The sequence below is a fragment of the Rhodoferax saidenbachensis genome, from assembly GCF_001955715.1.
Classification (GTDB): Bacteria; Pseudomonadota; Gammaproteobacteria; order Burkholderiales; family Burkholderiaceae_C; genus Allorhodoferax; species Allorhodoferax saidenbachensis.
Window position 1 is genome coordinate 2,242,378 of the sequence record NZ_CP019239.1, and the last position, 26,806, is coordinate 2,269,183.

At 61.4% G+C, this 26,806-nt stretch carries 24 protein-coding genes; 10 read left to right on the plus strand and 14 right to left on the minus strand.

All coding sequences use genetic code 11. The annotated features are described in order from the left end of the window. Positions 1-5: 5 nt before the first annotated feature. The 6 genes from RS694_RS10710 to RS694_RS10735 form a co-directional block, all read right to left on the minus strand. A complete protein-coding gene (locus tag RS694_RS10710; RefSeq protein WP_029709039.1) occupies positions 6-1,298 on the minus strand; it encodes an L-fuconate dehydratase in 1,293 nt (430 codons plus the stop codon). A gap of 1 nt (position 1,299) precedes the next feature. Beyond that, positions 1,300-2,154 carry a fumarylacetoacetate hydrolase family protein gene (locus RS694_RS10715; protein ID WP_029709040.1) on the minus strand — a complete coding sequence of 285 codons (855 nt, stop codon included), beginning with the start codon at positions 2,152-2,154 and terminating at the stop codon, positions 1,300-1,302. Positions 2,155-2,225: 71 nt separating this feature from the next. Beyond that, positions 2,226-3,170, minus strand: a complete 945-nt coding sequence (locus tag RS694_RS10720) for an ABC transporter substrate-binding protein (protein ID WP_029709041.1) — start codon at positions 3,168-3,170, stop codon at positions 2,226-2,228. 96 nt (positions 3,171-3,266) lie between these two features. Then, positions 3,267-4,265, minus strand: coding sequence for an ABC transporter permease (locus tag RS694_RS10725; protein ID WP_029709042.1), 999 nt, complete (start codon positions 4,263-4,265; stop codon positions 3,267-3,269). A 31-nt stretch (positions 4,266-4,296) separates the two neighbouring features. Continuing rightward, a complete protein-coding gene (locus RS694_RS10730; RefSeq protein WP_029709043.1) occupies positions 4,297-5,814 on the minus strand; it encodes a sugar ABC transporter ATP-binding protein in 1,518 nt (505 codons plus the stop codon). A gap of 26 nt (positions 5,815-5,840) precedes the next feature. Continuing rightward, positions 5,841-6,602 (minus strand): SDR family oxidoreductase, encoded by a 762-nt coding sequence (locus tag RS694_RS10735; RefSeq protein ID WP_029709044.1) that lies wholly within the window; start codon positions 6,600-6,602, stop codon positions 5,841-5,843. Between the two features lie 158 nt (positions 6,603-6,760). Here RS694_RS10735 and RS694_RS10740 point away from each other — a divergent pair, with 158 nt between their 5' ends. Further along, positions 6,761-7,606 (plus strand): IclR family transcriptional regulator, encoded by an 846-nt coding sequence (locus RS694_RS10740; RefSeq protein ID WP_029709045.1) that lies wholly within the window; start codon positions 6,761-6,763, stop codon positions 7,604-7,606. 139 nt (positions 7,607-7,745) lie between these two features. Here the strand turns inward: RS694_RS10740 and RS694_RS10745 are convergent, their stop codons facing one another. The 3 genes from RS694_RS10745 to RS694_RS10755 all read right to left on the minus strand — a co-directional run bounded on the left by RS694_RS10745 (position 7,746) and on the right by RS694_RS10755 (position 10,245). Continuing rightward, the gene (locus RS694_RS10745) at positions 7,746-8,966 is read right to left on the minus strand and encodes a type II toxin-antitoxin system HipA family toxin (protein WP_051392047.1); all 1,221 of its coding nucleotides are present in this window, start codon (positions 8,964-8,966) and stop codon (positions 7,746-7,748) included. Beyond that, positions 8,963-9,211 (minus strand): helix-turn-helix transcriptional regulator, encoded by a 249-nt coding sequence (locus RS694_RS10750; RefSeq protein WP_029709047.1) that lies wholly within the window; start codon positions 9,209-9,211, stop codon positions 8,963-8,965. Before RS694_RS10750 ends, RS694_RS10745 begins: the two co-directional genes overlap by 4 nt. A gap of 146 nt (positions 9,212-9,357) precedes the next feature. Continuing rightward, complete coding sequence (locus RS694_RS10755; protein WP_029709048.1) at positions 9,358-10,245, minus strand: DMT family transporter; 888 nt, start codon at positions 10,243-10,245, stop codon at positions 9,358-9,360. A gap of 643 nt (positions 10,246-10,888) precedes the next feature. Here RS694_RS10755 and RS694_RS10760 point away from each other — a divergent pair. Further along, positions 10,889-11,464, plus strand: a complete 576-nt coding sequence (locus RS694_RS10760) for a bactofilin family protein (protein WP_076069574.1) — start codon at positions 10,889-10,891, stop codon at positions 11,462-11,464. 184 nt (positions 11,465-11,648) lie between these two features. On the opposite strand, the gene RS694_RS20655 is transcribed toward RS694_RS10760, so the two are convergent. The 3 genes from RS694_RS20655 to RS694_RS10775 all read right to left on the minus strand — a co-directional run bounded on the left by RS694_RS20655 (position 11,649) and on the right by RS694_RS10775 (position 16,520). Next, positions 11,649-13,937 (minus strand): saccharopine dehydrogenase NADP-binding domain-containing protein, encoded by a 2,289-nt coding sequence (locus RS694_RS20655; protein ID WP_076069577.1) that lies wholly within the window; start codon positions 13,935-13,937, stop codon positions 11,649-11,651. A 123-nt stretch (positions 13,938-14,060) separates the two neighbouring features. Continuing rightward, positions 14,061-15,350, minus strand: coding sequence for an iron-containing alcohol dehydrogenase (locus RS694_RS10770; protein WP_029709713.1), 1,290 nt, complete (start codon positions 15,348-15,350; stop codon positions 14,061-14,063). A gap of 114 nt (positions 15,351-15,464) precedes the next feature. Then, positions 15,465-16,520, minus strand: coding sequence for a 3'-5' exonuclease (locus RS694_RS10775; protein ID WP_029709712.1), 1,056 nt, complete (start codon positions 16,518-16,520; stop codon positions 15,465-15,467). 85 nt (positions 16,521-16,605) lie between these two features. Between RS694_RS10775 and RS694_RS10780 the strand changes: the two genes are divergently transcribed. The 3 genes from RS694_RS10780 to RS694_RS10790 all read left to right on the plus strand — a co-directional run bounded on the left by RS694_RS10780 (position 16,606) and on the right by RS694_RS10790 (position 18,897). Next, a complete protein-coding gene (locus RS694_RS10780; RefSeq protein ID WP_029709711.1) occupies positions 16,606-17,052 on the plus strand; it encodes a flavodoxin domain-containing protein in 447 nt (148 codons plus the stop codon). A gap of 94 nt (positions 17,053-17,146) precedes the next feature. Continuing rightward, positions 17,147-18,076, plus strand: coding sequence for a CoA transferase (locus tag RS694_RS10785; RefSeq protein ID WP_029709710.1), 930 nt, complete (start codon positions 17,147-17,149; stop codon positions 18,074-18,076). A gap of 5 nt (positions 18,077-18,081) precedes the next feature. Further along, positions 18,082-18,897 carry an SDR family NAD(P)-dependent oxidoreductase gene (locus tag RS694_RS10790; RefSeq protein ID WP_029709709.1) on the plus strand — a complete coding sequence of 272 codons (816 nt, stop codon included), beginning with the start codon at positions 18,082-18,084 and terminating at the stop codon, positions 18,895-18,897. A 146-nt stretch (positions 18,898-19,043) separates the two neighbouring features. Here the strand turns inward: RS694_RS10790 and RS694_RS10795 are convergent, their stop codons facing one another. Both RS694_RS10795 and RS694_RS10800 read right to left on the minus strand, forming a co-directional pair. Then, a complete protein-coding gene (locus RS694_RS10795; RefSeq protein ID WP_029709708.1) occupies positions 19,044-19,784 on the minus strand; it encodes an aldolase in 741 nt (246 codons plus the stop codon). 49 nt (positions 19,785-19,833) lie between these two features. Beyond that, positions 19,834-22,224 (minus strand): YgiQ family radical SAM protein, encoded by a 2,391-nt coding sequence (locus tag RS694_RS10800; RefSeq protein ID WP_029709707.1) that lies wholly within the window; start codon positions 22,222-22,224, stop codon positions 19,834-19,836. Between the two features lie 304 nt (positions 22,225-22,528). Between RS694_RS10800 and RS694_RS10805 the strand changes: the two genes are divergently transcribed. The 5 genes from RS694_RS10805 (at position 22,529) to RS694_RS10825 (ending at position 26,797) form a co-directional block, all read left to right on the plus strand. After that, on the plus strand, positions 22,529-23,371 hold the full coding sequence (locus RS694_RS10805) for a transporter substrate-binding domain-containing protein (RefSeq protein WP_029709706.1): 843 nt from the start codon (positions 22,529-22,531) through the stop codon (positions 23,369-23,371). A gap of 63 nt (positions 23,372-23,434) precedes the next feature. Beyond that, positions 23,435-24,121: an ABC transporter permease gene (locus RS694_RS10810; protein WP_029709705.1), complete on the plus strand. Its 687-nt coding sequence runs from the start codon at positions 23,435-23,437 to the stop codon at positions 24,119-24,121. Next, positions 24,118-24,831 (plus strand): ABC transporter permease, encoded by a 714-nt coding sequence (locus RS694_RS10815; protein WP_029709704.1) that lies wholly within the window; start codon positions 24,118-24,120, stop codon positions 24,829-24,831. Before RS694_RS10810 ends, RS694_RS10815 begins: the two co-directional genes overlap by 4 nt. A 6-nt stretch (positions 24,832-24,837) precedes the next feature. Continuing rightward, on the plus strand, positions 24,838-25,968 hold the full coding sequence (locus RS694_RS10820) for a succinylglutamate desuccinylase/aspartoacylase family protein (protein WP_029709703.1): 1,131 nt from the start codon (positions 24,838-24,840) through the stop codon (positions 25,966-25,968). A gap of 46 nt (positions 25,969-26,014) precedes the next feature. After that, positions 26,015-26,797 carry an ABC transporter ATP-binding protein gene (locus RS694_RS10825; RefSeq protein WP_029709702.1) on the plus strand — a complete coding sequence of 261 codons (783 nt, stop codon included), beginning with the start codon at positions 26,015-26,017 and terminating at the stop codon, positions 26,795-26,797. The last annotated feature ends 9 nt before the right edge of the window (positions 26,798-26,806 follow it).

Consider the following 26,806-nt stretch of genomic DNA (forward strand, 5'->3'; position numbering starts at 1 on the left):
TGTATTCAGGCCGCTTTGGCTTTGGGCTTGAAGGTGTACTGCGCAATCGATGCAGGTTTCATCTCGATCGAAAAACCCGGTGCCTTGGGTGGCATATAGGCCGCGTTTTCGATCACGCAGGGTTCGATAAAGTGCTCATGCAGGTGGTCCACAAACTCGATCACACGGCCTTCGCGGGTGCCGGCAATGCACAGGTAGTCAATCATGGACAAATGCTGCACGTACTCGCACAAGCCCACGCCACCCGCATGTGGGCACACCAGCAGGTTGTATTTGGCAGCCATCAGCATCACGGCCAGAATTTCGTTCACACCGCCCAGGCGGCAGGAATCGATCTGCACCACATCAATGGCGCCGCGCATGATCAGTTGCTTGAAGATGATGCGGTTCTGGCACATCTCGCCCGTCGCCACCTTCACAGGCGCCACACCTTCGCGGATCACGCGGTGGCCTTCAATATCATCCGGGCTGGTCGGTTCTTCAATGAACCAGGGCTTGCAGAAGGCCAGGTCATTGACCCATTCCACGGCCTGCTTCACGTCCCACACCTGGTTGGCGTCGATCATGAGTTGGCGGTTCGGGCCCAGCACTTCGCGGGCAATGGTCAGGCGACGGATGTCGTCGGCCTTGTCGCGCCCGACTTTCATCTTCACGTGGTTAAAGCCCGCGTCAATCGCTTCTTTGCACAGGCGGCGCAGCTTGTCGTCGTCGTAACCCAGCCAGCCGGCCGACGTGGTGTAACAAGGGTAACCCTCGCGCTCCAGCGTGGCCCAGCGCTCGGCTTTGCCCACGGCCTGCTTTTGCAGCAGGGCCAACGCTTCTTCGGGCGTGATGCAGTCGGTGATGTAACGAAAGTCGATGAGTTTGACGATCTCTTCGGGGCTCATGCGGGAGACCAGCGCCCACACGGGAACGCCTTCCTGCTTGGCCCACAAATCCCACACCGCGTTGACCACGGCGCCCGTGGCCAGGTGGATGGCGCCCTTGTCCGGGCCAATCCAGCGCAGTTGGCTGTCGGACGTGATGTAACGCCAGAAGCGCCCCATGTCCTCAGCCACCCACGCCATGTCCAGGCCCACCACCAGGTGGCGCATGGCTTCGATGGCGGCGCAGCAAATCTCGTTGCCGCGGCCAATCGTGAACGTCAGGCCGTGGCCTTCAAGGCCGGGCTGGTCGGTTTCCAGAATCACATAGGCCGCGGAATAGTCCGGGTCCGGGTTCATGGCGTCCGAACCATCCAGGTGTTGGGACGTGGGGAAGCGCACGTCCACGACGCGCATGTTGGTGACTTTGCTCATATCAGGCCTGTACGGTCTTCTGTGTTTGGGTGCCCAGGCCATCAATGCCTAGGTGAATGACTTGGCCCGCGCGCAGGTACTGCGGCGGCTTCTGACCCATGCCCACGCCAGGTGGCGTGCCGGTGGAGATCACGTCGCCAGGCTGCAGACTCATAAAACGGCTCAGGTAGGAAATCAGGAACTTCACGCCGTAGACCATGGTCGAGGTGCTGCCGTTCTGGAAGCGTTTGCCATCCACCTCCAGCCACATCTTCAGAGCCTGCGGATCAGGCACTTCATCGGCAGTCACCAGCCAAGGGCCGGTGGGGCCGAAGGTGTCGCAACCCTTGCCCTTGTCCCAGGTGCCGCTGCGGTCGAGCTGGTATTCGCGCTCGGACACATCATTCACCACGCAATAGCCCGCCACATGGGACAGCGCATCGGCTTCCTCGATGTAACGGCCACCCTTGCCGATGACCACGCCCAGCTCCACTTCCCAGTCGGTCTTGACCGAGCCACGGGGGATTTCCACCGCGTCGTCCGGACCCACAATCGCGCTGGTCCACTTGTTGAAGACCACGGGCTCGGGCGGCACCTGCATGCCACTCTCGGCCGCGTGGTCGGAGTAATTCAGTCCAATGCAAATGAACTTGCCGATCTGGCCCACGCAGGGCCCCAGGCGCAGGTCTTTTTGCGGAGTACCCGCCACCAGCGGCAGGCTTTCGATGTTCACGCCACGCAAACGCGCCAGACTCTCGGGCAGCAGCGCCGCACCGGCCACATCGGCAATCACACCGGAGAGGTCGCGCACGCGGCCCTGGTTATCCAGCACACCGGGCTTTTCCTGCCCTGGCAATCCGTAGCGTAAAAGTTTCACAGTCTTATCCTCAAAGTAACAACAAACGGGGCAAGCCAACGCTACGCAGCGGGCTTGCCCCTGGGGAAAAATCAATCGTAAAGAACGGCCGCGATCTTGGCGTCCTTCATATTGGTCTTGTCGTAGTAGTAGAAGCCGGTGTCGATGATCTTGGGCAACTTCTCACCCTTCAACGCCTTCACAGCTGCTTCCACTGTCTTGTAGCCAATGCCCACCGGGTTTTGCGTGATCGCGCCGGCAATGGTGCCGTCGTTGATCATGTCCTTCTGCGCCTTGCCAGAGTCAAAACCAATGATGACCACGCCGGTCTTCTTGGCTTCTTTCAGGCCCTTGCCTGCACCAATGGCCGAACCTTCGTTGGTACCGAAGATGCCCTTGAGCTTGGGGTGGGCCTGCATCAGGGTCTTGGCAATTTCAGCAGACTTCAGGTGGTCACCACCGCCGTACTGCACGTCCACCACACGGATCTTGGGGTACTTGGCCTTGATGCGCTCCACAAAACCATCACGGCGGCCGGTGCCGGTCGTGCTGGTCTGGTCATGGCCAATCACGGCCACGTCGCCTTCGCCACCAATCTTCTCGGCCATCTTGTCAGCAGCCAGCGCAGCAGCAGCCTTGCTGTCGGTTTGTGCCGTGGTCAACACGATGTCGCTGTCCACACCCGAGTCAAACGCGATCACGGGGATCTTGGCAGCCTGGGCCTTCTTCAGCAGTGGAATGGCAGCTTTGCTGTCCAGCGCAGCCAGACCAATAGCCGCAGGTTTCTTGGCCAATGCGGCGGACAACATGTCGATCTGTTTGTCCACTTGCTGTTCTGTTTCCGGGCCTTCAAAGGTGACCTTCACCTTGTAGTCCTTGGCGGCCTGGTCAGCGCCCTGCTTCACGGCTTGCCAGAACTGGTGCTGGAAACCTTTGGAGATCAAGGGAATGTAGATCTCCTGGGCGGATGCGAAGCTGGAAAAACCAGCCAGTGCCAAGCCGGCGGTCAAAGCCAGCAGTTTTCTCTTTGCGTTCATGGGTTGTCTCCTGTTAGAAAAAGTGTTGTTGTCACATGGAATCACGGGGAAAAATCAGAAACAAAAATGCGGTGCATGGGGCGTGGTGCGGTCTCCTTATTTCTTGTTGCGGCGCAGGTTGTCGGTGTAGACCGCCAGAATGATGATGAGACCGGTGAGCACCATCTGCCACTCCTGGGCGACTGACATGATGCGCAAGCCGTTGATCAGCACGCTCATGATGAACGCGCCGATGATGGTTCCGAGAATGGTGCCGACACCACCGCTCAGCGACGTGCCGCCGATCACCACCGCGGCAATCGCGTCCAGCTCGTAGCCCTGCCCTAGCGCGGGCTGTGCCGAGTTGAGGCGCGAGGCAATCAGCAAGCCCGAGATGCCGCAGATACCACCGGCAAACGCGTAGATGATGATCTTCCAGCGGTCCACATTCACACCCGACAGGCGCACCGCCTCTTCATTGCTGCCCAGCGCAAAGGTGTAGCGCCCCAAGGCCGTCTTGTTGAGCACCACGGCGCACACGATCGCCACCAGAAACAGGATCAGCACGCCATTGGGAATCGGCAGCGCGGGAATCAGGTCACCGATCAACGAACCCAGCGCGATCTGATCGAACCCCTCCACGTCGCTGAAGTAGATGGGGCGTGTGCCGGTGATGATCAGCGAGGCGCCCTTGAGCAACATCATCATGCCCAGCGTGGCAATGAACGGTGGCACATTGAGCTTGGTAATCGCCAGACCCGAGACCGTGCCGCACAGCGCGCCCACGGCAATCGCACACACAATGCCCAGCGGCATGGGCATGCCCAGGTTCACCATGAACACACCGGCCATGACGGCGCAGAAGGTCATCAGCACGCCCACCGACAAATCGATGCCCGATGTGATGATGATGAAGGTGCTGGCAATGGCCAGCACACCAATGACGGTGGTGGACTGCAGGATGCCGATGATGTTGTCCTGCGTCATGAAGGCATCGGGCTTGAGCACGGTGAACACCAGGATCAGCGCGATCAGGCTGGCAAAGGCCAGCAGCTTTTGCTTGGCCTGGCCGCCAGACAGCCGGGACAGCCAGGAGGAAGAACGGGGTTCGGACATAAGAATGGGTTACCTTGGTTTTTCTTGAAGTTCAGTGCACTGCAGCGGGGGCCTCGGCCTCGCGCTGCGTGGCCAGGGCCATCAGGTTTTCTTGTGTGGCTTCGTCACCGCGCACCTCACCGGTGATGCGGCCTTCACACATCACCAGCACGCGGTGGCTCAGTTGCAGCACTTCGGGCAGCTCGCTGGAGATCACGATGATGGCGCGGCCCTGGGCGGCCAGCTCGTTGAGCAGTTTGTAGATTTCGCTCTTGGCGCCCACGTCGATACCACGCGTGGGTTCGTCAAAAATCAGCACTTCGCAGTCCTGCACCAGCCACTTGGCGATCACCACCTTTTGCTGGTTACCACCCGACAGCAGCTTGGCCGTTTGCGTGAGCGACGGGGTCTTGATGCGCAGCTTCTCCACCATCTGCTGCGAAATGGTGCGAATGGCCGGCTGGTTCAGAAAAATGCCCCACTTCAGCCAGCGCTTCAGGCTGGGTAGCGTGATATTGGACTCCACATCCATGCCCGTGGCCAGGCCAAAGTGTTTGCGGTCTTCCGACAAGTAACCAATGCCCGCCTGCACCGCGTCCTGCGGCGACGTAAGGCGGATATGCTGGCCGCGCACGTGCACTTCGCCCGACTCAATCGGGTCCGCACCAAACACGGCCCGCGCCACCTCGGTGCGGCCTGCGCCCATGAGGCCTGCAAAACCCAGAATCTCGCCACGACGCACGGTAAAGCTCACATCACGGATCGCACGGCCCCGGTTCAGCCCACGCACGTCCAGCAGCACTTCGTTGGCGGAAGTATCGGGAATCGTCTTTTCAGCCTGCTCCAGCTTACGCCCCACCATCATGGCAATCACCTCCGGCATGGGCGTTGTGGCTGGCACGGTGGCGATGTAGGCACCGTCACGCATCACGGTGATGCGGTCGGCAATGCGCTGGATCTCGTCCATCTTGTGCGAGATATAGACAATGCCCACGCCTTCGCTCTTGAGCTGGCGGATGATGCGAAACAGGTCATCAATCTCGGCGTTGTTCAGCGCAGCCGTGGGCTCGTCCATGATCAACACGCGCGATTTGTGCGACAGCGCCTTGGCAATCTCCACCATCTGCTGGCGCGCCACCGTCAGCTCACCAATCGGTGTGGTCGGCGCCAGCGCCAGGTGCATGCGGTCAAACAGCGCCTGCGCATCGCGGTTGAGCTGCTCTTCGTCCAGAAACAGGCCCGCCATGCGGCGCGGCTCGCGGCCCAGGTATATGTTTTGCGCGGCCGTCAGGTGGCCCATCAGGTGCAGTTCCTGGTGGATGATGCCAATGGCCAGGGCCTGCGCATGCGCCGGGCTGTCGATCTCTACCGCCTTGCCATCCAGCATCATCTGGCCACTGTCCTTGCGGTAGACGCCGGCCAGGATTTTCATCAGCGTGGACTTGCCCGCGCCGTTCTCACCCATCAGCGCATGCACCTCGCCCGGCATCAGGTCAAAACGCACGCCGTCCAGCGCTTTCACGCCGGGGAACGACTTGCTGAGGTTTTGGATATCAACCAGTGGGGTCACAACAGGGCCTTGTTGGATGGCGGCGCTCAGATGGTCACGCCGCCGTCTACCAGCATGGTCTGCCCGGTGACAAAACGCGACTCGTCGCTAGCTAGATACACCACCATGGGTGTGATGTCATCCACGGTAGCCAAACGGCCCATAGGCTGGCGGGCGATAAAGTCTTTCTCGGCCTGCACCGGGTCGGCCGCGCTGGCAATGCGCCCGCGCAGCGATGGGGTGTCTACCGTGCCGGGGCACAGCGCATTGGCGCGCAGACCGGCTTTCACAAAGTCAGCCGCCAGCGATTTGGTCAAGCCAATCACCGCCGCCTTGGTCGCACCGTAAGCCGCACGGTTGGCAAAACCCTTGATGCTGGACGCCATGGACGCCATGTTGATGATGGACACGCTGCCGCCCGTGGTTTCTGCCTTGGCTAGCATGGCAGGCAGGAAAGCGCGCGTCATGCGGAACATGCTTTTCACGTTCAAATCGAAACTCAGGTCCCAGTCAGCCTCGGTGCAGTCCAGCAAGCTGCCATTGGCCACCATGCCAGCGCAGTTAAACAACGCGTCCAGCGCCGGTGTGCGCGCAGCCAGTGCCGCCACAGCCGCGTCATTGCGCACGTCCAGCAGCTCCACCTGGATACTGCTGTGTTCGGCGGCCAGGCTGTCCAGAAACGCCTGGTTAATGTCGGTGGCAATCACACGTGCGCCCTCGGCCGCACAGGCCAGCGCACTGGCGCGACCAATGCCCTGCGCCGCTGCAGTGATGAGCACTGTTTTACCTTGCAATCGACCTTGACCCATGCTTCAGACTCCGGTTTAATAATTCAAATATGAATAAACAATTCATGTATGAAGCTAAATCATAGAAAGGTTTGCGGCCGGAACGCTCAGTATTTACCCTAGGCCCGTACCCCACCAATGCTGCACCGCCCCAAAAATCCACAACAATGCGCCCACCCATGACCACGCCAGAACCCAAGCCCCGCGGCCGCCGCCCCAAAGCGGAAGAACCCCAAGACACCCTGCCCGCCGACGACCGCTACCGCGCCCCCGCGCTGGACAAGGGCTTGGACATTCTGGAGCTGCTGGCCACCCAGCCGCACGGCCTGACGCGCGCCGAGATCGTCAAGGAGATGGACCGCAGCGCCAGCGAGATCTACCGCATGCTGGAGCGCCTGGTGGCGCGCCAGTACGTCATGCGCAACCCGTCGGGTGACCGCTACGCGCTCAGCCTCAAACTGTTTGCGCTTGCCAATATGCACCCGCCCCTGAGCCGCCTGATCAACCAGGCGTTACCGGTGATGGACGACTTTGCCCGCAAGGCCGAACAATCCTGCCACATGGGGGTGTACGACCGTGGCAATGTGCTGATTGGTGCGCAGATCAACAGCCCGCGCGGCTGGAGCTTTTCGGTGCAGCGCGGTGCGCGTGTGGGCCTGCTGGACACGGCATCGGGCCACCTGCTGCTGGCCTATGCCGACGCCGGCAGCTACCAGCGCATGCTGGCCGAACACACGCCGCTGGATGGTGAAGTGCCCATTACGGAGGAGAAGTTGCAGGCAACACTGGCCGCCATCCGCAAGGTCGGCTACCTGGAGCGGGACTCGGCCCAGTCCTTTGGTGTGGTGGACATCTCGTTCCCCATCCTCGGGCCCGACAACACCGCGCTGGCCACCCTCACCTGCCCCTACATCCGCCGCATCGACCGCCACGTGGGCCCCGAGATGGCCAACGTGCGCGAGTACCTGCGCGAAGCCGCCAAAGCCCTGTCCTTCACCCAAGGCATGGGCCGTGAAGTCGCCTAAAACGCTATTAATTTAGTAGCTTGTTGCGCATATGCCACGGGGGCTAGAGGCCAATTTGGCACTTATTTACGGGCTAGCCACACCCCAAACACCGTGAGCGCCATGCCCGACATGCCCGACATTTCGTTATCGGGGGCGATCACGGTATGTCCAGGAAGACTTCCTTGAGCATGTACGTGCAATGCTGGATAGCTGCCACCACATGCGGGATGGACTCTGCCACTTCGGCTTCTCGCCGGATCACCATCTCGGCGGTCAATATCAACCGCTGCACCCTGTCACGCGGGTCTGCCACCTGGCATACCTTGGCAAAATCCAACAGCCCCTGGCGGGCCGCAAAGAAGGACTTCTGCCCGCACAAATCCAGGGCCAATACGTCTTCGGGAATGTAGGCCGTGGTGTTGACCAGATCAAACGCTGGCGCCAGGCGGCAGTCGTTCGTAGTGGGGTCGGTATAAAGCAGGCCAAAGTTTTTCAGATGCGCATCGCCATTGCCCACCACGCACGACAGCGCCACCATATCGAAAAGCGCCAGCAAGGACGGCATGACATGGGGGCCAGAGACAAACGCCTCCACCAGCTTGGCCACATGGGTGTAGCTGGTTTTGTATTTCTCGCGCGATGAAAACCCGGCCAACACCGCCATGTCCTCAAACCCAATGGGCGTGCCATCGGGCGCTCTGTCAAACCGCTGCATGACAAACAGCTCTTTGTTGTCTGACAAATAAAACTCTGGCACTGCCAAGCCTGATTCTTTGGCGATGCTCATGCACAGAAACTCGTTCGCCGCCAAGCCTGGGTATTCCTGGCGACCACTCTTCACAATCAGGTCCGACGTGCGCACGGTGGCCTTGGAAGATGCTGGCTCCATCGCATGGGAGGCCACCGCCTGTGGCACCAACACCTTGGGCTGCACACCCGAAATACCAGTGCGGTAGATGTACTTGTCCACCAGTTCGGCAAACAAACTCTCCGTGCCATCCCAGGCCAGTATTTCGTCAAGCCGCTCGCCCTTGCCCTGCGCGTTCGCCAATGGATTCACAAAATCGGACTGCACCGCGACGCGGCCAATGGGTGCCTGCCCGCCAGACAGGGCCAGCAGCAACATGGGCTCCAGGTTGACGATTTTGGCCAGGCGATTCTGCAGTTGCTCCAGCAAAAAACCTTCCGGCAAATTCATCTGAAAAATGGGGTGCAAGGCCCCGTGCGCATATTGCGCCTTACGCACCGGCATGGTCAGGCTGACTGCCGCGCCAGCAGGGGCCGCGCCATAGCCGAACAGAAACTGCCCCTGCTCCTGCGTCAATTCCCCCGCATCACCCTGGGGCGTGCTGACGCGCAGGTGCGTGGCTGCTTTCATTGGAAGTCTTTCAGCTCATCCAGCGTGGGCCGGGTACGGGGCGACAGGGTTAATTCAGCACCCAGTGCGCCGGCCAGTCGGGCGTAGCTCTCTATCGCCACCGAGCTGCGCCCCGCTTCTATCGCAATCACTTTCAGCCGCGTTACACCTGCCAGACCCGCCAGCGCCTCTTGGGTCAGGCCCCGGTTCGTGCGCATGGCTTTAAAGGTTTGCCCCAGTTTTTGGAGGTGAAAGGACTGATCCATGTATCGATAATAATACTTTTATGAAAACATGTATAGCAAACAAAACATTTTGTGGCCATGCACCACTAAAACCAAACCGCCTAAAACGCTATTAATTTAGCAGCTGTTCGCGCATATTCCACGGGGGCTAGAGGCCCATTTGGCACTTATTTACGGGCTAGCCACACGCCAAACACGGTCAGCGCCATGCCCAGCAGCGCCAGCCCGGTGAGCGTCTCGCCAAACAGCGCCCAGGCCACCAGCGCCGTGCACGGCGGCACCAGGTAAAACAGGCTGGCCACATTCACCGCGCTGCCATTGCGTATGAGCACGTTGAGCAGACTCACCGCACCCAGCGAGAGCACCAGCACCAGCCACGCCAGCGCAAACACAAACGAACCCGTCCAGTGGATCTGCATGGTCTCCGTCAGGCTGGCCACCAGCCCGGTAGCCACCAGGCACGGCAGAAACTGGATGACCGAGCCAGTGCGCAGGTCAAACGACTGGCAATACCGCTTCTGGTACAGCGTGCCCGCCGTAATGGCCAGCAATGCCACAACCACCGGCAGCAACATGGCCCACAACGTGCCGCCGCTGGCGCCAGCCACCACCTTGTGCGCCACCACCAGGCCCACGCCCACAAACCCCAGCGCCAGACCCAGCCATTGCGCGGGCCGCACCCGCTCGCCGAGGAATGCCCCAGCGCCCAACGCGGTCAGCACCGGCTGCAAACCCACCACCAGCGCTGCCACGCCCGCAGGCAGCCCGTGCCCAATGGCCACAAACACCCCGCCCAGATACACCGCATGCACCAGCAGGCCCGAGACGCCTATGTGCAGCCACTCCCGCTGGGTGCGCGGCCAGGGCGCCCGCGTGTACCAGGCCACCGCGGCCATGAACACCAGCACGATGGCATAACGCAAGCTCAAAAACGTCAGCGGCTCCGCATCAGGCAGGCCAAACTTGGCACCGATAAAGCCGGTGCTCCACAGCGCGACGAACAACAGGGGGTAGAGAGAAGTAAGGGCGCTTTGGCGCGCGGAAGGAATGCTCATCCCTGAATCTTATCGGGGGCTTGGGGTGTGGTTTGGTTGAGGGGTGTTGGTGGGGACTTTGGAAACGACCTGAAACGGACGTCCGCAAACTGCGAAAACATTTCGACGCTGCATGCTTGGGTTGCAAGCACGTCAAGGATATTGCTGTGGCAAGAACTACTGGACGCCGTATGCATGAAGTAGAAATTCGCAAGGAACCGCAACCGCCCCTACCTGGGCATGAATCGTCGTTCGAGGATTTCTGGGAGAGACGAAAGCTTTGGCACCACCGTAGTTCCAAACCTATCGACCTGTCTAGCCACGTAATTCGCCATGAACCCGTCTGCTCTAAATACATCTACATAAGGTGCATAGGCTGCATGCAGAGCATCGACAAAATCGCTGTCCTTCGGTTTGCGCTGATTCTCGAAAGTTATCGAACGCCAGGCAGAGTGCAAGGAGCGGATCGCCGCCGAAAGTCCAGGGCAGCACTTACCCTATCCGGAAGCAGGCCTTTACCAAACACCCATGCAAAATCGTTATGTGCGATGCCCCACATACGTAACATTTGATGGCATTTGAACCAGGGATGTTGCAATTGATCGAGGGTTACTACTGAGTCGCGGGGCTAGTATCAATTCTTCCCTTTTTTGAAAGAATCCGGATGACCATGCAAGCCCCCTTCTTTGGCAAACGTCCCACCGATATGCCCCCTGCCCGCCCCGCCCCAGGTCAACCCAACGCAATGCAAGAGCCCGGCGCTGGCGCCCGAGCAAGCGCCCCGGTTCCACCAAAACCAGCGACCACGACACAGCCTTCTTCCAGCGGCGCCACGTCGCCCAACCTCTCGGGTGCGCCCACCAAAGAAGGCGGCAGCAAGCTGACCGTGGGCCCCAACATCAAACTCAAAGGCGTGGAGATCACCGATTGCGACACCCTGGTGGTGGAGGGAACGGTGGAAGCGACGATGGACTCGCGCGTGATGCACATCACAGAGCATGGCGCGTTTCAGGGATCGGCCGAGATTGACTATGCCGAGATCCACGGCGAATTCAACGGTGACCTGACCGTGCGCGAGAAGCTGGTGATTTACTCCACCGGCCGCGTGAGCGGCAATATCCGCTACGGCAAGGTCATCATTCAGGAAGGTGGCCAGTTGCGCGGTGACATCCAGTTTCGCGCGGCCAATGACGCCAAGGTGTTGCCGCCCACCAGAACGAACCTGCTGACCGCTGCGTAACGCGAGGCAAGGCCACGCTGGGCCCATAAAAAAAGGCTGGCATGAAGCCAGCCTTTTTGCGCCCCGAGGAAGTGCTGAACAAGTCCGTTCGCCCCTTGCAAATCAAGAACTGGGAGAGGGCTTCGACAGGCTCAGCCCGAACGGAGGTACTTGTTTAGCACCGCCCAGGGGTGCGTGCGCACACTCAAGCGGCCTTCTTGCGCGGCTTGGTAGCCACGGCGGCTTTCTTCGCTGGTGCTTTTTGGGCGACGACCTTTTTGGCAGGCGCCTTCTTTGCAGGGGCTTTCTTCGCCGCAACCACCTTCACCGCCGCCTTCTTGGCTGCAGGCTTGGGCTTCACTGCGGGTGCTGCTTTCTTGGCCGGGGCTTTGGCTGCAGCCTTGGGCTTGGCAACGCCTTTGGTGGTTGCTTTGGCTGTTGCTGCGGGGGCCGCGCTGCTGCCGTTCCAGGTCAGGCGGGCCTTCTTGGCCAGCTTGACCACGTTGGCGATGGCATCGTCGCTGAACACGCCGTTGACGCCCGAGATGGCCGCCAGCTTCATGCCGTGTTTCAGGCCCAGCTTGTAGATCTCCTTGACCTTTTCCCACTCGGTGTCGCGGCCTACGGTGAACACTTCAAAGCGGCCCTCCAGCGCCAGCACGATGGTTTCGGCCAGGCAGGCGTAGATCACGTTGGGTGGCAGGCCAATGCTTTTAAGGCCCTTGACCTTGGTTGGCAGATCGATCTCGCCGGATTCGATGACCAACACGTCGGGGCGCTTGGCCACGTCGGATGCGGGCAAGTCCAGCGGCCGGGCCACGTCGGTGATCACGCAGCCGGGCTTGACCCGCATGATGTCCAGAATTTCTTTGCCGGCACCCGAGGTGGATGTGACGATCATGTCCATGTCGGCCAGCAGATCGTTGTAGTTGATCGTGGTGAAGACCTTGGCGTCTGGTGTTTCCTTCAGGATGGAGGCCTTCAGCTCGTCGAGCTTGCTCAGCGTACGACCAGCAAGATAAACCTCGTCAAACGACATGGCCAACAAGCGTGCACTGACCGAGCCAATGGAGCCGGATGCACCGATCACCATGGTTTTGGCAGCCACTTTTTTGTTGTGCGTGTTCACCTTCAGCAGGCCCATACGGCGCATGGCGTCGGCCGCAGCCCACAACGCGCCCGATGCAGAGTAGCTGTTGCCGGTGGTGATAGGCAGGCTGGAGCGGCGTGCCACGGTCACACCGGCGTCGCCCACCACCTTGGTGAAGGCGCCCAGGCCCATGATCTGCGCGCCCATCTTTTCTGCGATCTTGGAAGCTTGCAGCAAACGGCGGTAGGTGAACTCGGGGCTGCGCGACAGCATTTCCTTGGGCGTGCCGCCCACGCTGATCAACCAGCCTTCGGCCTCGGCACCGGTGGGCGAGATGATGTTGCTCATCTTGCAATACACCATGGGTGGCATATGGGCAGCAAAGGTCTCGATCTTGTCCATCACGTATTTGGGTGTGGACTTCGGAATCGGGAAGGCGTTGCGGATGTAGTTCTGGCTCAGCGGGTGGATCACAAACGCAAAACGGCGGATGTTGCGGAACTTGCCCGTGGGGTGCAGCAGGCGCGGCGTGATGTGGAGTTCGTCCAGGATTTCCTCAAAGTCGTCGTCAGACACTTCTTCGGGCTGTTTCTCCAGCGCAGCCAGGATCATGGCTTCAATGGTGTTGATACCCACCACTTCGTCAAACAGCTTGGGCGACACATCGATCACCAGGTTGACCTTGTGTTTCTTGAAGAACGCCAGGCGCTCGTCATCCACGGCGGAGGTGATGAGGGTTTTGCCTTCCAGGTTGCCATCGGCGGTGACGGCCTGGATCTCGCCAAACGTGCCCACCACCACATGCGACTTGGCCACGGCGGCAGCCACGCGCTTTTTCTTGAAGTTGGCCAGCGAAGACTCCAGAACTTCGCCCGGTGTATTGCTCAGTACCAGCTTGCTGCCCTTGGCGAATAGTTCCAGTTGGTCCAGCGAACCCAGCATGGCGGGTGCGCCGGTCTGGAAGATCGCGTCGGCAAAACTCAGGTTCTTGGTGTAGTCGGACATGGCCACGGCCATGTCGTAGTTGCGCATGCCCGATAGGAACAGCACCAGATTGTTGTTGAAGTAGTTGCCCAGCTCTTTTTGCACGTGGCGCACGGCGCGCACCTGCAGCAGGCGGCGCAGTGTGGCGCCAGTGGTGACGGGCACGCGGGTGACCACATTGGTCAGGCGCTTGGTTTCCTTGTTCTCAATGGTGCGCAGGCCCACCTGGTAGTGGTCGCTGATCTCGCCCAGGCCAATGGCGTCTACCGTAGCCTGCTGGCGGCGCATCAGTTCCCAGGCCTTGCCGGTGTCCATGTCGGCGCCCAGACGGCTGACGGAAAACTGCTGCCCCAGGAATTGGGTCTTGAACTCGTAATCCTGCTTGGAAGAACCCAGGGTCACGCTCACTACTTTTTTCATTGCTTCTCTCCTCGTGTATTGCAAGCGTCTCTTGGGAGGCGCTGACTCTTTATGCCCAATAAAACCTCAGAAACCGTTCGCCCTGAGCCTGTCGAAGGGCTTCGACAGGCTCAGCCCGAACGGTTATGTAGCCTTGGCGCGTTTGCGTGGCGCCGCTTTGACCGGCTTTGTAACCTTCTGCGTTGCGGATTCTGGCAAGGCTTGGCGAATCAGGTCTTCACACTCAGCCTGGTTCATGTAGCGCGGCACCGGGTAGTTGGTGTGGGCCTCAAAACAGGCGGCCTTGGCCAGATCGGGAATGTCGGCCTCTTTCAGCGCGGCCAGCGTGGTGGGGATGCCCAGGTCGTGGTTGAGCGCATCCACCGCATCCAGAAACTTTTGCGCCAACTCTTCGGCCGGTTCGTCCTCGGTACCCACCTTGGCGCGCACGGCCAGCAGGGCCAGGCGGTCGATGATGGCCGGGGCGGAGAACTTCAGCACCAGCGGCAGCATGATGGCGTTGGCCAGGCCGTGGGGCGTGTGGTACTTGCCGCCGAACTGGTGGGCAATGGCGTGCACGTAGCCCACGTTGGCCCGGGTGAAGGCAAAACCGGCGTAGGTGGAGGCCAGCGCCATCTTCTCGCGGGCCACGACGTTTTTGCCGTCGGTGTAGCAGGTGCGCAGGTTGTCAAAAATCAGGCCCACAGCCGACAGCGCCATGCCATCGGAGTACGGCGTGGTCCAGTTGCCGACAAAGGCTTCCACCGCGTGGGTCAGCGCGTCAATGCCGGTGGCGGCCGTGATGTGGGGTGGCAGGCCGGTCATGAGCACTGGGTCTAGCGCGGCCATCTTGGGCACCAGGCGGGGGTCCACGATCACCAGCTTTTTGCCGTGCTCTGGGTCCGAGATGACGGCAGCAACGGTGACTTCGGAGCCGGTGCCGGCGGTCGTGGGCACGGCGTAAATCTTGACCGGGTTGCGCAGGCCCTTGAAGTAACCCGCCAGCTTGCGCAGGGGCTTGGGGTTGGCCACGGCCAGTGCGATGGCCTTGGAGGCGTCCATGGACGAACCACCGCCAAACGCCACGATGGCGTCGCAGTCATGTTCTTCAAAAAATGCAATGCCGCGTTCGATCAGGGGAATGGGGGCGTCAGGTGTGATTTCGTCAAACACCACAAAGTCGGCACCACCGGCTTGCAGTGCATCGGTCATGGACTTCAGCAGGCCCAGCTTGGAAATGACGTTGTCGGTGACGATGAGGATCTTGCGGTGGCCCATGCCCGCAATCGCCTGCCCCAGTCTGCCGCTGGAGCCGGGCCCCACCAACAGGGTGGGCTGGGGGAAGGGAATGAAGCGGGTGACCTTGCCCACGCCCTTCATCAGAGCGCTTAAACCAGCGGCCTTGAACGAGTCCGCCCTTGAATCTGATACCACTTTCGTTCTCCTTGAACCCTGCACGATACGACTGTCCATACTATGCCCGAGCAAGGCCGGTATTCAGCGGGTGGCCGACCCGGACTTACCCTAGTCCTCCGTAGAGCCAGCACCTTACAACTGCTGGTGCGCCACCACCCCGCCGCGGCTGGAATACTTGGCCAGGGCGTCGAGTTTTTCCACCTGCACCACGGCATTGCGGTTGTTGTAGGCGTGTTCCTTGAGCCAAGCGTATTCGGCCTGCAGCGCGGTGTCGTCACCCACGCGGGTGTGCCAGACGCGTTGGTCGGCGTTCCAGCGGTAGCCGCGGGCCTTGAGTTTGTCTTTGGCGTCAAACGGAGCGTTGGTGGCGCTCACGCGGTAGCTGGGGTGGCGGGCGGCCTCCAGCAAGTGGGCCAGGCCGGTACCCGGCGCTTCAGGCAAAGGCGCCACCAACACAGCCAAGAGCGCGTGGCAATCCATCTCGGCGCGGTGCGCGTCGTAAAACAGTCCCAGCGCCTGCGCCAGGCTTTCCAGCTTGGCAGAGCTGCGGCCCTGGGCTTTCCAGTCAATATCGGCAAACGAGCAGGCCCAGGCCACCTGGGAAAATTGCGGCAGGCGGCTCTCGACAAACGGCCGGTCGAACCCCGCGTTGTGCGCAATCACCACGTCCACACCATCCAGGAGCGCCGCCACACGCGCCTCGTCCAGCCGCTGGCCGCGCACATCTGCGTCTGTGATACCGGTAATCGCCACCACTTCTTTGGGAATCGGTTTACCCGGGTCTTCCAGCCCGTCGTACACCTGCACCTCGCCCACGGGCAGGCCGGTCGCGTTGTCCACGTCCACACGCAAGAGCGCCAGTTCGATGATGCTTTCTTTGGCCTGGTCCAGGCCGGTGGTCTCGGTGTCGAGCACCAGGATGCGGGTGACAGCCTGGGTGGTGGCAGTTGGCCACTGTAGACGGGGCTTCAGACGGCGCTGCACGCGGTAGTCGGGGTGGGCTTCGAGCGCTTGGGCCAGGGTTTCGGGGTCGGCATCTGCGCTCACGCTGATGGCTGTGGGTGCGGGTGGCGCGGCCACAGGCTTGGGCAGTGGCGCCTTGGCGCTGCGCGTGGCCTTCTTTTTGGGCTCTACCGCCAGGGTAGGAAGGTCGGGCAGAAATTCAAAGCCTAGCTGGTCGTTGCTCACAGTGCTGCCTGTTCGGTTCAAGTGCGGTTCAAGGAGCCTCATTATTGCCTCTATCATCGGGCGCAGATTTCACCACCCGGCCCCCATGCACATCACTCTTCTTGTCGGCACCGTCCACGGCAACGCCACCCTGGTCGCCCAGGCTATCCAAATGGCGGCCGACGACACACACACCATCACCCTCCTGCCCATGGATGGGCTGGATATCACGGTGTTTGACACGCCCGGCGTGTTTCTGATCTGCACTTCCACCACCGGCGTGGGCGACGTGCCCGACAACGCGCAGGCGCTCTACCACGCGCTGGACGCCCAGGCCAAATACCTGGGCCATGTGCGCTACGGACTCATCGCGCTGGGTGACAGCAGCTACGGCGATAGCTTTTACGGCGGCGGGCGCCGATTTGACGAACGCCTGCAGGACCTGGGCGCCAAGCGCATTGGCGACATCTGCGTGCTGGATGCCAGCGATACCATGCAACCCGAGGAAGACGCCATCGCCTGGTTCCAGCAGTGGTTGCCGCTGCTGGCCTGAAATTTATAAGAAATAGGGCTGTAGCCCCCGCCAGCATTGCGCAAGCAGCTTCTCTTTTGATAGCAATTTTTACTTGACAAAGGCCTCCCCCTTCATGCCCACCGCCGCAAACACTGCCACCGCAAAAGCCCCCACCGCCCTGCGCCCGCTCAAAGGCGTGCGCATCCTGAGCCTGGCGTTGAACCTGCCCGGCCCGGCCGCGCTGATGCGCTGCCAGCAGATGGGCGCCACCTGCGTCAAGCTGGAGCCACCGCCCCACCCCACCGCACCGGCGGGCACACCGGGCGACCCCATGGGCCTGTACAACCGCGCGGCCTATGACGTGCTGCACACCGGCGTACGCATCGCCAGCGCCGACCTCAAATCCGAAAAAGGCCAAAAAGCCCTGCACAAGGAACTGGCCAAAACCGATGTGCTGCTCACCTCGTTCCGCCCCTCTGCCCTCAAGAAGCTGGGACTGGAGTGGAAGCTGTTGCAGAAGCAGTACCCGAACCTCTCGTTGGTGGAAATCGTCGGTGCGCCCGGCGCACGCGCTGAAGAGCCCGGCCATGACCTGACCTACCTGGCTGAGAACGGCCTCATCACCGGGCTGGACCTGCCGCCCACGCTGTACGCCGACATGGGCGGCTCGCTGATGGCGAGCGAAGCCGTGCTGCAGGTGCGCCTGCACCAGTTGCAAAAGGGCAAAGGCACACGGCTGGAGATTGCGCTGTCAGACGCCGCCGCCTACCTGGCGCTGCCGCGCACCTGGAAGCTGACCACCAAGGGCTCGGCCGTCGGCGGTGGGCACGCGGGCTACCGCGTCTACCCCTGCAAGGATGGCCGCGTCGCGCTGGCCGCGCTGGAGCCGCACTTTGCCGCCGCACTGGCGGGCGAAGTGGGCCTGGCCAAGTCGCACATCATGGCCATGTTCGCCCCTGAAACACATAGCGCCACCGCGGCCTTCCTGGCTGGCAAGACCCGCCAGGAACTGGACGCACTGGCAGTGGCCCGCGATATTCCACTGTTCACGCTGCCGGCCTGAGCCGCATGGCCACCACCGCATTCACCGGCAAGGTTGCTGTTGTCACCGGCGCGGGCAGCGGCATTGGCCGCCACCTGGCCATCCAGTTGGCACAGGCTGGCGCACAGGTGGCCTTGTCTGATGTCAACGAAACCGGCTTGGCCCAGACTTTGGCCCTGCTGCCTGCCAACGCCGTGGCCCGTTCATACCGAGTGGATGTGTCCAAAAGAGATGATGTCTTTGCCCACGCAGAAGCGGTGCAGCGCGATTTCGGCACAGCTCACTTCGTTTTCAACAACGCAGGTGTCTCACTGGCCGGCACGATTGAACACAGCACCATCGAAGAAATCGAATGGCAACTGGGCATCAACCTGTGGGGCGTGATCTACGGCACCAAGGCGTTTTTGCCCATGCTGCTGGCGCAACGCGAAGGCCACATCGTCAATATCTCCAGCGTCTTTGGCATCGTGTCCTTTCCCGGTCAGGGCGCCTACAACGTCAGCAAGTTCGGCGTGCGCGGCTGGACGGAATGCCTGTGGCAAGAGCTGGAGGGCACAGGCGTGCGCGCCACATCCGTACACCCCGGCGGCATCAAGACCGAGATTGCGCACACCGCACGTTATTCGGTCAACGCCACCGAGGTAGAACGCAAGATCACCGGCATGGCCGACCAGTTGCTGACCACCCCACCCGAAGACATGGCACGCGCCATCCTCTCCGGCGTGGCCCGCGGCAAGAAACGTGTGGTCTACGGCAACGGCGCCTGGCCCCTGCTCTTTCTGCAGCGCTGGTTGCCCGTGTCTTACGGGCGCGTGGTCAAGGCGCTGGAGCGATTTGCCTGAGCTAAGGCTTTGCTAGTAAGTCCGTTCGCGTTGAGCTTGGCCCGTCCTGAGCGCGTCGAAGGGCGAAACGCAGCCCATGGAAATCAGGACTTGCTGAAGGCTTCGACAGGCTCAGCCCGAACGGAGGTATTGGTGCCGCATTGCCGCTAAGGCAACATCCGGCGCAGGCTTTCGAAGAACAGCTCGGACTGCAGCCGCTCCCCATTGCTTTGTTCGGCCACCAGGGCGGCCACCTTGGTGTCCACCGGCATCAGGGCACGTCCGGTGGACTGGGCCAGCACCTGCACCTGGCAGGCGCGCTCCAGGTAATACAGATCGTCGTACGCGTAGTCCATGCGCTGGCCGCAGACGATGACACCGTGGTTGCCCAGAAACACCACGTCCGCGCCCTGCATGGTGCGGGCAATACGTTCACCCTCGCCCATGTCCAGCGCCAGGCCGTTGTAGTGCGCGTCTACCGCCACGCGGCCATGGAAACGCATGGCGCCTTGGGAGAGCGTGGCGTCCAGCGCACGCGCCTCGGTCAGCGTGAGCGCTGTGGCGTAGGGCATGTGGGTGTGCAATACACAGGTCTGGTTTGCAATGCGATGCACCGCTGCGTGGATAAACATGGCGGTGGGCTCCACCGGGTGGCGCCCGGCAAGCTGGTCGCCTGCGCTGTTGAGCATCACGATGTCATCTGCCTGCACCTCGCTCCAGTGCAGGCCGCGCGGGTTCAGCAAAAACACATCGGCGTGTCCGGGCACGGCCACACTGAAATGGTTGCAGACACCTTCACTCAGGCCGTGGTGGGCTGCGGCGCGCAGGGCCAGCGCCAGGTCGGCACGCAAGGCCTGTACAGCCGCACTGTGAAAAATCTCGTCTGTCAGCGGTTGGCGTGCATTCATGTTCAATGGTCTGTGAAACAGTTGGCAGAAACGCGCTACCCGCTAACCGTCAGCGTGGCTTGCGCAGGGGTTTGGGCCCCGGTTTGGCGGAGCCCGTCACGCGCGGCGGCAGGCCGGTGTGTTGGGTCAACATGCGGCCCTTCACGGGCGCAGCAGCTTTCACGGGCGCTGCCGTGGAATTTTTCTTGCGCGCGCTCTGGTAACCCCCATCGCCAATCGGCTGGAAGGTGGGAATCAGGTGGTGCTTTCCATTGCCCACGAGGTCTGCGCGGCCCATGGTCTTGAGCGCTTCACGCAGCAGCGGCCAGTTGTTCGGGTCGTGGTAACGCAGGAAGGCCTTGTGCAGGCGGCGGCGTTTCTCGCCGCGCACGATGTCCACGGTCTCGCTGTCGCGTGTGATCTTGCGCAGCGGATTCTTGTTGCTGTGGTACATGGCCGTGGCCGTGGCCATGGGGCTGGGGTAGAAGGTCTGCACCTGGTCAGCGCGGAAGCCGTTCTTCTTGAGCCAGATCGCCAAGTTCATCATGTCTTCATCGGTCGTGCCCGGGTGGGCGGCGATGAAGTACGGGATGAGGAACTGCTTCTTGCCGACCTCGGCGCTGAACTTCTCGAACATCTGCTTGAACTTGTCGTACGAGCCGATGCCGGGCTTCATCATCTTGGTGAGAGGCCCCTGCTCGGTGTGCTCCGGCGCGATCTTCAGGTAGCCGCCCACGTGGTGCTGCACCAGTTCCTTGACGTACTCGGGGCTCTTGATGGCCAAGTCATAGCGCAGGCCGGAGCCGATCAGGATTTTCTTGATGCCTTTGAGCGCACGGGCGCGGCGGTAGATCTTGATCAGCGGGTCGTGGTTGGTGGTCAGGTTCTGGCAGATGCCGGGGTAGACGCAGCTGGGCTTACGGCAGGCGGCTTCGATCTCTGGGCTCTTGCAGCCCAGGCGGTACATGTTGGCCGTGGGGCCACCCAGGTCGGAGATGGTGCCGGTGAAACCCTTGACCTTGTCGCGGATGTCTTCCACCTCTTTGATGATGGATTCTTCAGAGCGGCTCTGGATGATGCGGCCTTCATGCTCGGTGATGGAGCAGAAAGTACAGCCGCCGAAGCAGCCGCGCATGATGTTCACGCTGAAGCGGATCATCTCCCAGGCCGGGATTTTGGTCGCGTGGTCGTGGCTGCCGTTCTCGTCCGCATAAGCAGGATGCGGGCTGCGCGCGTAGGGCAGATCGAAGACGAAGTCCATCTCCGCGGTGGTCAGCGGGATCGGCGGCGGCGTGATCCAGACATCGCGCGCCGTCACACCTTCGCCGTGCGCCTGCACCAGCGCGCGGGCGTTGCCGGGGTTGGTTTCCAGGTGCAGCACGCGGTTGGCGTGGGCGTAGAGCACCGGGTCAGCCTTGACCTGCTCGTAGCTCGGCAGGCGGATGACCGAGCGGTCGCGTGGCGGCACCTTGAGCGAGCCCAGGCCGCGCAGCGCCGGGTTTTGCATGAAGGTCAGCGGCTTGATCTGGGGATTGACTGGCACTTGCGTGCCATTTGTGCCTGCAGCCCGCATGGAGTCTGCGCGGGCAGCTCCTTCTTTTGTAGCATTTTCGGCAACTTGCTTGGCCTCGTCTTCCTTGGAACAGGTGGCGCCCTGGGCGGCTGCCTGCTCGGAAGTGGTCATGTAGGGGTTGACGTGGGCCTCGACCCGGCCCGGTTCGTCCACGCTGGTGGAGTTGATCTCGTACCAGCCCTCGGGCGACTCGCGGCGGAAGAAGGCCGTGCCGCGCACATCGGTGATCTGCTCCACCGGCTCCTTGGTGGCCAGGCGGTGAGCGATCTCGACAATCGCACGCTCGGCGTTGCCGTACAGCAGCAGGTCGCACTTGGCATCCACCACCACGCTGCGGCGCACCTTGTCGCTCCAGTAGTCGTAGTGGGCAATACGGCGCAGGCTGCCTTCGATGCCACCCAGAATGATGGGCACGTCCTTGAAGGCTTCGCGGCAGCGCTGGCTGTAAACGATGGCAGCGCGGTCGGGTCGCTTGCCACCGATATCGCCGGGGGTGTAAGCGTCGTCACTGCGGATCTTGCGGTCCGCGGTGTAGCGGTTGATCATGGAATCCATGTTGCCGCTGGTCACGCCCCAGAACAGGTTCGGCTTGCCCAAAGCCTTGAAAGCCTCAGCGCTGGACCAGTCGGGCTGGGCGATGATGCCGACCCGGAAACCCTGCGCTTCGAGCATGCGGCCAATCACGGCCATGCCGAAACTGGGGTGGTCCACATAGGCGTCGCCCGTCACCAGAATGATGTCGCAGCTGTCCCAGCCCAGCACATCCATCTCTTTGCGGCTCATCGGCAAAAACTTGGCCGTACCGAAGCGGGCCGCCCAGTACTTGCGGTAACTGGTCAGCGGCTTGGCGGCGCGCGCGAAAAAGGAGACGTCAACTGGGGCGTTCATGGCAATCCGGGGGTAACCCCAGAGTGTAAGGTTTTGTGCCCGGCAACGCACCCTAAAGGGATAAGTGCCTGGCGCTGTGTGGCTCGTGGTCCGAAGCGCAGCGCTCCTAAGCTGGAAGCGCAATCGGAATTTTGCGAGCTATTCGCCAGCGGAAAGCGCTGCGCGCCCGAATTTTCACCGTAAAAACCCCAATGCACTGGTGTGGGGCGGCATTAAATTTGCTCTAGTTAACCCGTAGAATCATTTTTCTTACATTTCTAAACTGCTGGGGTCCCATGTCCCCGGTTTCTCAAAGGATATCTCCATGAAAAAACTTCTGCTGGCACTGGCAGTGACCTCGGTTTTGGCCGCCTGTGGCAAAAAAGAAGAAGCGGCTCCCGCAGCACCAGCTGCACCTGCAGCAGCCCCCGCTGCCGCGGCTCCCGCACCTGAAGCCGCCGTGTTGAAGGTCGCCATCGACCCCACCTACGAACCCTTCACCTTCAAGACGGCCGACGGCAAACCCGCCGGTTTTGACGTGGATATCGCCAACGCACTGTGCGACCAGATCAAGCGCAAGTGCGAGTTCGTCGAACAGGTCTGGGACAGCATGATCCCCGGCCTGACTGCCAAGAAATATGACGTGATCATTTCCTCCATGTCCGCCACCGAAGAGCGCAAGCAGGAAATTGACTTCAGCGACAAGTACTACCAAACCCCCAGCCGCGTGGTGCTGAAGAAGGGTTCCAAGTTCACCGACGCGGCCTCCATCAAGGGCAAGAAGCTTGGCGTTCTGAAGGGTTCTACCCAGGAAAAATACGCCCTGGACAACCTCAAGCCCGCTGGCGTGGTCATCAACTCCTACGAAGCCCAGGACCAGGTCTATCTGGACATCAAGTCCGGCCGTCTGGACGGTACCGTGGCCGACTTCCTGGAAGTGACGGGTGGTTTCCTGTCCAAGCCTGAAGGTGCCAAGTACGAACTGGTTGGCCCCGTGCTGAGCGACGCAAAATACTTCGCCGGCGTGGGCGTTGCCATGCGCAAGGGTGAAGACAAGCTCAAGGCCGACATCAACGAAGCCATCAAGACCATCCGCACCAACGGCACTTACAAGACTCTGAACGACAAGTACTTCGCCAAGTACAACATCGACGTCTACGGCGAATAAGCCATGTAAACGCACAGACAACGGGGCGCTACTGCGCCCCGTTGTTGTTAGTCCGAAGCTCCCATGAACGCTTATTACGTTGCCATCCTGCAAGGCTCTGTGCTCACCGTCGGTGTGTCGCTGTGCGCGCTGGTGGTCTCCATCCTGCTGGGCCTGCTGGGCGCCAGCGCCAAACTCTCGGGGCGCCCGGTGCTGGGCTCCGTGGCAGCGGCCTACACCACCGTCATTCGGGGGGTGCCTGACCTTGTGGTCATGCTGCTGGTCTTTTACGGCGGCACCATTGGCCTGAACCACCTGCTTGAACTTGCCGGCAGCAAGGCCACCGTCGACATCAATCCCTTTCTGGCCGGCGTGCTTACGCTGGGCTTCATCTATGGTGCCTACATGACGGAGACCTTCCGCGGCGCCATCCTCTCCATTCCCAAAGGGCAGATGGAAGCGGCCGTAGCCTACGGCATGCATCCGCTGCAGGCCTTTTTGCGTATCACGCTGCCGCAGATGGTGCGCTACGCCCTGCCCGGCTTCACCAACAACTGGCTGGTGCTGATCAAGTCCACCGCGCTGGTCAGCCTGATTGGCCTGAAGGAAATGACCTACCTGGGCAAGCAGGCCAGTGCAGCCACGCGCTCGCCGTTTGCATTTTTCCTGTTCACGGCGGCCCTGTTCCTGATCTACACCACTATCTCGCTGTACGTACTGCGCAAGCTCAATGCGCGCTACAGCCTGGGCACCAAGCGGGGTGAGCTATGAAGTGGGACATCATCTTCCAGCCCCAGAACCTGGAGCTGTATGCCACCGGCATCCTCACCACGCTGTGGCTGCTGTTTTCGTCGCTGGCCATTGGCGCAGTGCTGGCGCTCATTTTTGCGCTGCTGCTGACAGGTCCCTGGGCGGCCGCGCGCTGGATCGTCGGTGCCTACACCTATGTGATCCGCGGTACGCCGCTGCTGATCCAGATCTACCTGATTTACTACGGCCTGGGCCAGCTTGAATGGATCCAGGCGCGCTGGGACGATGTCTGGCCCTGGATGTATTTCAAGGAGTCATTCTTCTGCGCGCTGCTGGCCTTCAGCCTGAACACCGCCGCCTACACGGCCGAGATGCTGGCCGGTGCCATCCGTGAAACCTCGGCCGGCGAGATCGAATCGGCCCAAGCCTATGGCATGAACCGCTTTCAGGTGATGCGCCACATCGTGTTGCCCAGCGCGCTGCGCCGCACGCTGCCGGCCTACAGCAACGAAGTGGTCATGATGCTGCAAAGCACCAGCCTGGCCAGCGCCGTGCCCAGCATGCTGGACGTGACGGCGGCGGCCAGCCGCATCTACTCCACCTACTACCTGCCGTTCGAGGCGTATATTGCCGCTGCTGCCATTTACCTGGTGGCTTCGTTCTGCCTGATTGGCATGTTCCGGTTGGCAGAGAAACAGTTCTTGGCCTACCTCGCGCCCCGCAAGCACTGAACCGCCATGCAACGCGTTGACCACCCTCTTCTTACCAACAGCCTGGGCAGCCAAAAGTCGCTGACCAGCTTCCATTTTGGAACCGCGGGCACGGGCCTGAAGATCTACATCCAGGCCAGCCTGCACGCCGAAGAACTGCCCGGCATGCTGGTTGCGCACCATTTACGGGCGTTGCTCGAAAAGGCCGAGGCCGCAGGCCAAATCCATGGCGAGATCATTCTGGTGCCCGTGGCCAACCCGCTGGGCCTGGCGCAGCGCCTGGACAACAAACCGATGGGGCGTTTTGACCTGAACACCGGGGAAAACTTCAACCGCCACTACCCGGATCTGGCCAAGGCCGTTTTCCCCGCCATACAAAGCGCCTTGGGCAACGACGCGCAGGCGAATGTGGCCACCGTGCGCCGCGCCATGACCGCATACCTGCGCGACTGGGCGCCCAAGACCGAGCTGGAAAGCCTGCGCCGCACCCTGCTCACGCTGGCCCACGACGCCGACTTTGTGCTGGACCTGCACTGCGACTGCGAAGGCGTGATGCACTTCTACTCAGAAGAAAGCTGCTGGCCCCCGCTGGAGCCACTGGCGCGTTTTCTGGGTAGCAAGGCTATCCTGCTGGCCAAAAATTCGGGTGGTGGCCCGTTTGACGAATGCCTGTCGGGCGCGTGGTGGCAACTGGCCGATGCGCTCAAGGCGGCTGGTGTCAACGCCCCGCTGCCCCAAGGCTGCTGTAGCACCACCATCGAGTTGCGCGGTGAGGCCGATGTGACCCACGCACTGGCGCAAACCGATGCCAACGCCATCTTCTCCTTCTTGCAGCACCTGGCAGTGATCAGCAGTGCCACGCCGCCGGTCGTGCCGCCTTTCCAGTGCACGCCCACCCCGCTGGCCGGCTCCGAAACCCTGAAAGCACCCGGCCCGGGTGTGGTGGTGTTCGTGGCCGAATGTGGCACCCACATGCAGATCGGTGATCTGGTGGCCGAAGTGATTGACCCCATTGCCAACCACACCCACCGCGTGGTGGCCGGGGTGGAAGGCACGTTGTACGCCCACATCCGCGACCGTTATGTCACCACCGGCTGCGAACTGGCAAAAATAGCTGGCAGCAAACCATTTCGCACCGGCGACCTGCTCGGCGCCTGAGCCGTCTTCCGCACTGCCTGCCCCGATATTTCACGCATTGAATCCCATGACCACTTCCGCCCCCCAATTGAAGCTCCAGGTTGACAATATTCACAAGCGTTTTGGCGCCAACGAGGTGCTCAAAGGCGTGTCGCTGTCGGCCCATGCTGGCGACGTGATCGCCATCATCGGCAGCTCGGGCTCGGGCAAGAGCACCTTTCTGCGCTGCATCAACCTGCTGGAAAAACCGCACGAAGGCCGTATCAGCGTGGCCGGAGAAGAGATCAAGCTGGCTGCCGGCTCCAACGGCGAACTGAACGCCACGGATTCCAAGCAACTGGCGCGCATGCGCACCAAGCTGGCCATGGTGTTCCAGCACTTCAACCTGTGGGCCCACATGACGGTGCTGCAAAACATCATCGAAGCACCGGTGCACGTGATGGGCATTCCCAAAGACCAGGCCGTTGCCACCGCGCGCAAATACCTCGCCAAGGTCGGCTTGGAGGGCAAGGAAGACAGCTACCCGGCCCACCTCTCTGGCGGTCAGCAGCAGCGTGTGGCGATTGCCCGCGCACTGGCCATGGAGCCCGAGGTCATGCTGTTTGACGAACCCACCAGCGCGCTGGACCCCGAGCTGGTGTCCGAAGTGCTCAAGGTCATGAAAAACCTGGCCCTGGAAGGCCGCACCATGGTGGTCGTGACCCACGAAATGGGCTTTGCCCGCGAGGTGGCCAACCACCTGGTCTTCCTGCACAAGGGCCTGATCGAAGAACAGGGCAAACCAGCCGAAGTGCTGACCAACCCGAAGAGCGAACGTCTCGCGCAATTCCTTTCGGGCAGCCTGAAATAGCCCACCCAC